At 60.7% G+C, this 6000-nt stretch carries 7 protein-coding genes; 1 reads left to right on the top strand and 6 read right to left on the bottom strand.

All coding sequences use genetic code 11. The features are described from left to right. Both pnp and rpsO read right to left on the bottom strand, forming a co-directional pair. Window positions 1–1799, bottom strand: a 1799-nt coding sequence (gene pnp / locus ABIT12_RS05090; RefSeq protein ID WP_348045275.1) for a polyribonucleotide nucleotidyltransferase, incomplete at its 3' end; no start/stop codon positions are given. Between the two features lie 365 nt (window positions 1800–2164). After that, window positions 2165–2434: a 30S ribosomal protein S15 gene (gene rpsO / locus ABIT12_RS05085; protein ID WP_348045273.1), complete on the bottom strand. Its 270-nt coding sequence runs from the start codon at window positions 2432–2434 to the stop codon at window positions 2165–2167. Window positions 2435–2699: 265 nt separating this feature from the next. On the opposite strand from rpsO, the gene ABIT12_RS05080 reads away from it, so the two are divergent. Next, on the top strand, window positions 2700–3167 hold the full coding sequence (locus tag ABIT12_RS05080; RefSeq protein WP_348045271.1) for a VOC family protein: 468 nt from the start codon (window positions 2700–2702) through the stop codon (window positions 3165–3167). Here the strand turns inward: ABIT12_RS05080 and truB are convergent. The 4 genes from truB to ABIT12_RS05060 form a co-directional block, all read right to left on the bottom strand. Then, window positions 3164–4066 (bottom strand): tRNA pseudouridine(55) synthase TruB, encoded by a 903-nt coding sequence (gene truB, locus ABIT12_RS05075; RefSeq protein WP_348045269.1) that lies wholly within the window; start codon window positions 4064–4066, stop codon window positions 3164–3166. The genes ABIT12_RS05080 and truB overlap by 4 nt on opposite strands. Window positions 4067–4084: 18 nt before the next feature. After that, window positions 4085–4489 carry a 30S ribosome-binding factor RbfA gene (gene rbfA, locus ABIT12_RS05070; RefSeq protein ID WP_348045267.1) on the bottom strand — a complete coding sequence of 135 codons (405 nt, stop codon included), beginning with the start codon at window positions 4487–4489 and terminating at the stop codon, window positions 4085–4087. Window positions 4490–4520: 31 nt separating this feature from the next. Next, window positions 4521–5204: a hypothetical protein gene (locus tag ABIT12_RS05065; protein ID WP_348045265.1), complete on the bottom strand. Its 684-nt coding sequence runs from the start codon at window positions 5202–5204 to the stop codon at window positions 4521–4523. A gap of 101 nt (window positions 5205–5305) precedes the next feature. Then, on the bottom strand, window positions 5306–5968 hold the full coding sequence (locus tag ABIT12_RS05060; protein WP_348045263.1) for a hypothetical protein: 663 nt from the start codon (window positions 5966–5968) through the stop codon (window positions 5306–5308). Between the last annotated feature and the right edge of the window lie 32 nt (window positions 5969–6000).

The raw sequence follows: 6000 nt of genomic DNA, 5'->3' as shown, positions 1-6000 counted from the left end.
GAGGCGATCTTGATCGTGCCATCGTCTTCGATGTTGATCTTGGCGCCGGTCTTTTCGACGATCTCGCGGATCACCTTGCCGCCGGTGCCGATCACTTCACGGATCTTGTCGGTCGGGATCTTCATGGTTTCGATGCGGGGAGCGAACTCGCCCACTTCGGTACGCGAAGACGTCAGTGCCTTGGCCATTTCGCCCAGGATGTGGATACGACCGCCCTTGGCCTGTGCCAGGGCAATCTTCATGATCTGCTCGGTGATGCCGGCGATCTTGATGTCCATCTGCAGCGAGGTAATGCCTTCTTCGGTGCCTGCCACCTTGAAGTCCATGTCGCCCAGGTGATCTTCGTCACCCAGGATGTCGGACAGCACGGCGAACTTTTCGCCTTCCAGGATCAGGCCCATGGCGATACCCGCCACCGGACGCTTCATCGGCACGCCAGCGTCCATCAGTGCGAGCGAGGTGCCGCACACGGTCGCCATCGAGGACGAACCATTCGACTCGGTGATCTCCGACACCACGCGAATGGTGTAGGGGAATTCTTCGATCGAGGGGCGGATCGGGTTGATCGCGCGCCAGGCCAGCTTGCCGTGGCCGATTTCGCGACGGCCGGGCGAACCCATGCGGCCAGCTTCACCAACCGAGTATGGAGGGAAGTTGTAATGCAGCAGGAAGTTCTGCTTGTAGGTGCCTTCCAGGCTATCGATGTACTGTTCGTCATCGCCAGTGCCCAGGGTCGCAACGACCAGCGCCTGGGTTTCACCACGGGTGAAGATGGCCGAACCATGGGTGCGCGGCAGCACGCCGACTTCAGATACGATCGGACGCACCGTGGTCAGATCGCGACCATCGATACGCAGACCGGTGTCGAGCACGTTCCAGCGCACGATCTTGGCCTGCAGATTGTGGATGACTTCGCCAAGCGCTTCGCCCGAGACTTCACCAGCTTCGATCTTGGGAGCGAAGTGCGCCTTGACTGCCTTCTTGGCAGCGTCGACCGCAGCGTAGCGCTCTTCCTTCTTGGTGATCTTGTAGGCAGCGCGCAGATCGGCTTCAGCAACAGCCAGCACGTCCTTTTCCAGCGCCGAATAGTCCGGAGCGGTAAAGTCGCGTGGGTCCTTGGCAGCCAGTTCGGCCAGCTTGATGATCGCAGCGATAACCTTGCGGCTTTCGGCATGGCCGAACATCACGGCGCCCAGCATGATTTCTTCGCTCAGTTCCTGAGCTTCCGATTCCACCATCAGGACGGCGTCTTCGGTGCCGGCCATCACGAGGTCCAGCTTGCTGTCGGCACGACGGTCAACGGCAAGGTTCAGCACATACTGGCCATCGACATAACCAACGCGCGCAGCGCCGATCGGGCCCATGAACGGCACGCCCGAAATGGTCAGCGCCGCGGAAGCGGCAACCATCGCCAGCACGTCCGGATTGTTTTCCATGTCGTGCTGCAGCACGGTGATAACGACCTGGGTTTCGTGGCGGTACCCATCTGGGAACAGCGGACGGATCGGACGATCGATCAGGCGCGAGGTCAGGGTTTCGTTTTCAGTCGGACGGCCTTCGCGCTTGAAATAGCCACCGGGGATCTTGCCGGCTGCGAAGTACTTTTCCTGATAGTTGACGGTCAGCGGGAAGAAGTCGATCCCGGCCTTGGCCGACTTGGCCGACACCACGGTCGCCAGCAGCACGGTTTCACCGAGAGTCGCGAGCACCGCGCCATCGGCCTGACGAGCAATCTTGCCCGTTTCGAGGGTGAGCGGCTGGCCGCCCCAGTTCAGTTCCACTTTATGGTGGTCAAACATTTGTCTTTTCTTTCCATCTCGCTGAAGCACGAGGAGCGCGGGGCGTAGGCCTGCGCTGTGCATTCAGTGTGCCCGCACCCGTCGCGCACCCCATGTGCGGTTCAGGCTCAAAATCAGGCACTGTTTCGGTCTGGCGGTGACGAAACATGGGCAAGACAACAAGACGCTCCCAAAACCTGGGCGCCTCACGAGATCAAAACCATCATTATGATTTTGCCGCAGCGTGAGACGAATGAGAGCGGCCAATAATCCTGCCATGCTCCGGCATCGCCGGTCTACGCTAGTATCCCGTCAACCCTCGCAAGGCATTGGCAGGAAAGGCAGATGCGGAGATTGCCCCGCACCCGCAAAGTTCAATGCATCGACTAGCGACGCAGGCCGAGACGTTCGATCAGGGACTTGTAACGGGCCTCGTCGCTCTTCTTGACATAGTCAAGCAGGCTGCGGCGGGTCGAAACCAGCTTGAGCAGGCCACGACGGGAATGGTTATCCTTGACGTGATCCTTGAAGTGCTCGGTGAGGTTGGCAATGCGTTCCGACAGGATTGCAACCTGGACTTCCGGCGAACCGGTGTCATTTGGCTTGATTGCATATTCCTGGATCAGGGCGCCTTTGCGCTCAGCAGTAATCGACATCGGGTATATCCTTTCAGATACGAGGATTGGGTCGCCTCAGCCGGGATGTCGTCCAGGAGAGGCCATGAACAGCAAAAACCTTGGCCTTTGCTGGCGCCCGTATAGTCCAAAGTGACGGCAGATGCCAGATTTTATTGCGGGACCGCATCACGGCTCATCGGGCGGCGTGCTGCTCGGTGATGGCCAAAGGCCGCAACAAAGCTATTGACCTCAACTGTACTTGAGGTTGTATCCACCGGTCTGCAACTTTCAGGCGGACTTTCTAATGAGCACCATCCCAATGCCCGCGCTCAGCGGCATCTACGAAACTCACCTCACCGTGGCAAGCCTGCAGACCTCCATCGCGTTCTATCGCGATGTGGTGGGGCTTGAGCTGGCGTCAGTTTTTGCTGAGCGCCGGATGGCGTTTTTCTGGGTCGATGGCAAACATAACGGCATGCTGGGTCTTTGGGAGACCGGCTCAGGGCCGTTGCGGATGCGGCTGCACATAGCTTTTCGCATGAGCGAGGCCGGCGTCTTGCAATCCGGCGCTGCGCTTAAGGCCAACAATGTCCAGCCGCTTGGCTTCAATGGTCAGCCCTCGGAGGAGCCTTCCGTGATTGGCTGGATGCCAGCGGTATCGCAATACTTCGCCGACTCGGATGGCCACTCGATCGAGTTCATTTGCGTGCTGGATGAAGCTGCAGACCCGGCGTTTGGTGTTGGATCATATTCGGCCTGGAAGAACCGCTAGTTGAACACCCGCGTCGGCACGAACTGGCCGAACTGCACATGGCCGGTGGCAACAACTGCGCCACCATAACTGGCCCAGCAATCGTCGATGGTGACCGGGGCCCCTGCGCCGGTCAGCAGCACGGGATTGCCATGCTTGACGCCGGTGAGTTGTTGAGGGGTCAACCGGATTTCCGGCACGCCGGCAAGGCTCGAAGCGACGGGCTTGAGCAGCGCATCGCGTCCGGCAAGCTCGGCGGCTTCAAGCTGGTCGATGGTCACCGCATCGGCATCGGAGAATGGGCCGACGGCGGCGCGGTGTAGTGAGATCACGTGGCCTTTGGTGCCGACACGCTCGGCGATGTCGCGGGCCAGCGAACGCACATAGGTGCCCTTGCCGCAGGTGACTTCAAAGCTCGATTGCTCGGCGCCGTGCTCGACCAGCACCAGATCTTCGACGAAAATCTCGCGGGCGACCATCTCGACCACTTCACCCGCCCGCGCCAGATCGTAGGCTCGCTCACCGTCGATCTTGAGCGCCGAATAGATCGGCGGCACCTGGCTGATCGTGCCGATGAATTCGGGCAGGATCGCCGTGATCTCTTCGGCGCTGGCGCGATGCTCGGAGGTGGCGATCACTTCACCCTCGGCGTCATCGGTTGCAGTCGCCGCGCCCCATTTGACCGCAAAGCGGTAGACCTTGCGCCCGTCCTGGACATAGGGAACGGCCTTGGTCGCCTCGCCTAGCGCAATCGGCAGAATGCCGGTCGCCAGCGGATCGAGCGTGCCGGCATGGCCGGCCTTGGCCGCGCCAAACAACCAGCGCACCTTGCCCACGGCCTGGGTGGAGGTCATGTCATAAGGCTTGTTGAGCACGATCCAGCCGGATACGGCTCGTTTGGCGCGCTTGACCTGGCTCAAACTGCAACAGCCTGCGAACTATTCGTCATCGCTGCCGCCCTCAAGATCCTTGCGCACCTTGTCGGAACGCAGCAGCGCGTCGATACGGCTGGCTTCTTCGAACGTATCGTCGACGAAGAAGCGCAGGTCCGGCGCAAATTTCATGTTCAGCTGCGGCGCCACGCGGCCACGGATATACTTGCGGTGCCGGTTGAGCGCCGCGACGATTTCCTCGGAGCGCTGGCCGCCCAGCGGCATGATGAACGCATCGGCGATCTTGAGATCATTGGTCATGCGCACTTCGGGCACGGTAATCACGGCGCCGCGCAGGGCGTCGTCCTCGATATCGCCGCGCGCAAAAATCGCCGCCAAGGCATGGCGGACCAGTTCGCCAACCCTCAGCATGCGCTGGTTTGGCCCGGCGGATTTGTTGTCTTTGCTCATTGGCCCGACTTATGCGCTTGGCGCGCCCTCGTCAATCCGCCGCTATCAGCGCCGCTTCGGTCTTGAGTTGGGCTGCGCGCGCCTGCAGCGCCTCGGCTCCCACCGGCCAGGTCGTCGGGTCCGATGGATCAAACACCTTGCCGCGCCACTCCTGATAGAGAATGGCAACGCCCTTGGCGGTCTGCCGGAATTCCATGATCATGACTTCGCCCTGGCCGGCATAGCCCTTGAGGTTGTCCAGATAAGCGCCGCAGACAAAACCCAGCGTGCCCAGGTTGTCGCCCTCGTCCTTGCTGAACTGGAACACCCCGGTCAGCTCCTTCTTGCAGGTCTGCGAATAGCCAAAAATTGTCGCCTCGCGCAAATCGGTCAGCGGACGGCCGGGCTGCAAGGTGATGCGGGCACCAAACATCGTGCTCCAGCGGTCCTTGTCCTGCCCTTTGGGATAGATTTCGAGCAGCGCCTGCGCGTCGTCGTCAAAATAGTCGATCTTGAGCAGCGGCTTCAGATCGCCTGACAGGCGTTCGGCCGGCGTCAGCCAATCGGGCAAGGGCAGTGTGAAGGTGTGTCCGACCGCATCGAGCACGAACTTGCCGTTTTCCTGCGTTAGCGGCGCTTCCCGAACCGTCTGGGCCTGGGCCGACAGGCCCGTGGACAGCAGCGCCGCGCCCGCCAGGCAGGCCATCAGCGCATTTCGACCAATCATTCGCAGCATTCACATCCTCCCAGGTGCGGGGAAGCGATAAAGCGTCAATGCAATCGATTGCAAGTAAAAATCCACGTGATCAGCCCGCGTGGTTGACGGTCGATCCTGGTCTACTCGGTCGCAGAAAGGGCGATCGCCGCCTTGAACTGCGCCGCGCGGGCGGCGAGAGCCTCGGTGCTGATCGGCCAGGTTGCCGGCTTGGCGGCATCAAAAGAGGCGCCGCGCCAATCCTGATACACAACCCCGACGCCTTTGTCGGTCTTGTGAAATTGCAGCAATGCTACTTCGCCCTGTCCGGCGAGCGGGCCTGCGGCATCATAGGCGGCGCAGATGAAGCCCAGGGTTGCCAATTTTTCGCCGTCGTCCGGTTCGGTTTGGAAAAATCCGGTCTGCGCTTTTGGACAGGTTCTGGAAAACAGCACAATCAACGCATCGCGAAAGCGCTGCAACGGCTCGTTCACATGCACCAGCACATGCGCGCCATAGCGGGTTTTCCAATCCTTCTGGCTCTCGCCCTTGGGAAAAATCTCAACCTGTGCATCGGACTTGTCGCCGGTATAGGCGATGGTCAGCAACGGCTTGATATTGGTTTTCTTCAGATCGTCGGCGCTCAGCCATTCGGGCAGGGGCATCGACAGCGTCTGCCCGGCGGCCAGAAACTTCAGCGCATCGCCATCACGGGTCAGCGGCACATCTTCGCCCAGCGCCACCCCCGTCAGCAAGGCGGCAAACAGCACGGTCGCAACCATTTTGGCAGGCAGGGGCAAGTGCATTCCAGTCTCTCCCGATCGGTCGAGCGATAGAG

This window comes from Devosia sp., assembly GCF_039927955.1.
Classification (GTDB): Bacteria; Pseudomonadota; Alphaproteobacteria; order Rhizobiales; family Devosiaceae; genus Devosia.
Note: the sequence above shows the minus strand (reverse complement) of the source record. Positions and strands in the feature narration are given on the sequence as shown.

Coding starts and splice junctions, on each gene's coding strand:
- rpsO (WP_348045273.1), bottom strand. CDS start 2,434: ATGTCGATTACTGCTGAGCGCAAAGGCGCCCTGATCCAGGAATATGCA.
- ABIT12_RS05080 (WP_348045271.1), top strand. CDS start 2,700: ATGAGCACCATCCCAATGCCCGCGCTCAGCGGCATCTACGAAACTCAC.
- rbfA (WP_348045267.1), bottom strand. CDS start 4,489: ATGAGCAAAGACAACAAATCCGCCGGGCCAAACCAGCGCATGCTGAGG.
- ABIT12_RS05065 (WP_348045265.1), bottom strand. CDS start 5,204: ATGCTGCGAATGATTGGTCGAAATGCGCTGATGGCCTGCCTGGCGGGC.
- ABIT12_RS05060 (WP_348045263.1), bottom strand. CDS start 5,968: ATGCACTTGCCCCTGCCTGCCAAAATGGTTGCGACCGTGCTGTTTGCC.